This is a genomic window from Myxacorys sp. (assembly GCF_059501405.1).
Genome location: NZ_JCACCM010000064.1, coordinates 1 through 2,233 on the forward strand (window position 1 = coordinate 1; position 2,233 = coordinate 2,233).

Below are 2,233 nucleotides of genomic sequence, written 5' to 3' on the forward strand. Positions count from 1 at the left end.
AGAATCGCGCCTGCGTTACGCGGCTGTGGGGTAAACGATGGAAGAACAATCATGCGGCTAGAGCCTCCATTGTTTGGGTGCGAATTTCTGACTCTGGAATCCACTCGCCCTGTCCTAGCGAGGTTTCGTAGTGGCGCTCGATCGCTCCACTTCGGTCTTCGATCAGCCGCGACCTGAGCACCATCACCCGCTCATCTCCCAGTGCTACCCACTGCCCACACCGGAATCTTTGCCATTCTTTTTCCGGTTGACGGCACTCGGTTCCTACGGAGTTGCGCTCTGCGCTAATCGAATAAAACTCTTCGTCGGGGAAGGCGTTCATGAACTGGTCGATCGCGTCATCGGGTGAAGTGGCAGCGCAAACGAGTTCTGATTTGTTGGAGCCTTTGACCTCGTAGGGGAGTAGGTCAGTCCAGTTCTTTTCGGGAAAGTCAGGTTCAAGAGATTTCATAAGGTTTGAGGAATAGATGGGCACATCGGATTGATGAAAAGTGAAACTTGTATGAAGGGAGTGTGAAGCCCAGGACTCGCTCAGTGGGCGGCTTGCAGTTGATGTCTGCAAAAAAAATTTTGGTTTTGGTACGTATCTCCGTAATGTCACGAATTGCGTTTCGGTGCTTTTCTGCATCACGGAAGCATCTTGGGGGCAAAGCTGATATACTGGTCAGATAAGAAAGCCGTTGCCTGCTTCGATCTGAGACAGTTTGCGAAGAATATTCAGACCTCTGGCGTTAAGCCCTTGTAAAGCCATTGCTTTACAAAAGTCTTCGCTTTTAGTCCTTGAATGTTTTGAAATTGCTTAGCTGGACACTAATCAATTTCTGGTTTCGGAAATTTGCAGTTGAATCGAAATTTGAGAGGTTGTTTAGTTGGTAGCTAAGCAACCTCTTTTGATGTTTGGGCGTTTTGTTGCTGCTCCGCTTTCCACTCTCTGATCCAGCGGTAGACCGTCTCTTGGCTTGTTTTGCCTTCCACCTGCACCAGAATTTCGCGAACACTCAAACCTTGCTGGGTGTACAACTCGAGCGCTTTCTTTTTGATCTCCCGACATGCTAATGCTTGAGCCATAGATTTAAGGTTGTCATTTAACAAGTCCATTATGCCGGAAGTACCGCCAAAAAGATTGCTCTACCCCCAACACTTTAAATAACGTACCTCCGACAAATCGGCTGAGCCTCCACGATCACATATGACGTACTCTGCTGAGGGTGTTTCAGGTCATGACATGGCTCGACTGCGGCAGGCACAAAAACTCGCAGAAATTTTGCGATCGCTCATCTTAAAAAACGAGTGGACTGAACGCGAGTTAGCCAGACGAAGCGGGATTCATCCATCGTCGATTCAAGACTACATGGATGGTATTACCCTCCCAACCAAAGAGAACCGCGAAAAACTAGCGACGGTTTTAGGGGTCGGAGTCGATGAACTAGACGCTCAACTGGGCTTGTCCGTCGCTAAGCCAAAGCGATCGACCGATGAGCTATGCCGCGATATTCGGCTGCTCACGTCCCAGGACTTTACGATCGTCGCTCAAGTTGTCCTCGACCGGCTCATGGCTGAACGGCATCAGAAAGAGGAAGGCAAGCAATCTGATTGATCAATCGCAGCAGTTCGTTATATTCTCGTCTGTTGATTCGCTGCGTGTCGTGAAGAACACTCAGCCGCCTGCTGACTTCATCCCGCGCTTGGCGAGCTTCAATAAAGCGTTTTGCCGCTTCTAGAGCTTCTTCTATCTGGAGATAATCTTTCTCGTCAGTGAGGCGTTGTGCCGTCTCAGGATGGGTAATTCTAAATCCCCATCGATCGAATTTTGGGTAGCAGTCAATAGTCCAGCCAAGATAAGTGGATGAAACTTCCATTTTTCAGTAAAAGCATGTGACGACTTTATCAGGCACCCATAGTATTTTTGATCCTGCCATAAGGCTTGCTGCCTCGTCCGTCCGAAAGACTTTAGTACTGACAGCAATAAATACCAGGGATCTTCCTCACCCGTTTGTGTGAGGCAACAAAAAAGCGGCTCCAAAAAGGAACCGCTTTCAAGATTGGATTTTGCAAGGAGGGAGATATTAGGTCGTGGCAACCGTTTTCTTGGCGGCTGGCTTTCGTGCGGTTGCCTTTTTCTTTGCTGCGGCGGGTGGTTTTTGGGCTTGGGGCATGGTTCGCGGTTGGGTTGCCACTGACCGGAGCCGTTCTTTTGCCTCGTCCTTCAGCCGATCGATCGCCGCATCAGCCG

The 2,233-nt window shown here is 49.4% G+C and carries 4 protein-coding genes; 1 reads left to right on the forward strand and 3 read right to left on the reverse strand.

Annotated elements, in window-relative coordinates; genetic code table 11:
* Window positions 1–49 precede the first annotated feature (49 nt).
* Both AC5I6P_RS06485 and AC5I6P_RS06490 read right to left on the reverse strand, forming a co-directional pair.
* Window positions 50–451, reverse strand: coding sequence for a hypothetical protein (locus AC5I6P_RS06485; protein ID WP_495692931.1), 402 nt, complete (start codon window positions 449–451; stop codon window positions 50–52).
* Window positions 452–876: 425 nt separating this feature from the next.
* A complete protein-coding gene (locus tag AC5I6P_RS06490) occupies window positions 877–1,068 on the reverse strand; it encodes a hypothetical protein (RefSeq protein ID WP_495692932.1) in 192 nt (63 codons plus the stop codon).
* A 121-nt stretch (window positions 1,069–1,189) separates the two neighbouring features.
* Between AC5I6P_RS06490 and AC5I6P_RS06495 the strand changes: the two genes are divergently transcribed.
* Window positions 1,190–1,597 (forward strand): helix-turn-helix domain-containing protein, encoded by a 408-nt coding sequence (locus tag AC5I6P_RS06495; protein ID WP_495692933.1) that lies wholly within the window; start codon window positions 1,190–1,192, stop codon window positions 1,595–1,597.
* Here AC5I6P_RS06495 and AC5I6P_RS06500 read toward each other — a convergent pair.
* Complete coding sequence (locus AC5I6P_RS06500) at window positions 1,551–1,859, reverse strand: hypothetical protein (RefSeq protein ID WP_495692934.1); 309 nt, start codon at window positions 1,857–1,859, stop codon at window positions 1,551–1,553. The two genes, AC5I6P_RS06495 and AC5I6P_RS06500, sit on opposite strands and share 47 nt — an antisense overlap.
* Between the last annotated feature and the right edge of the window lie 374 nt (window positions 1,860–2,233).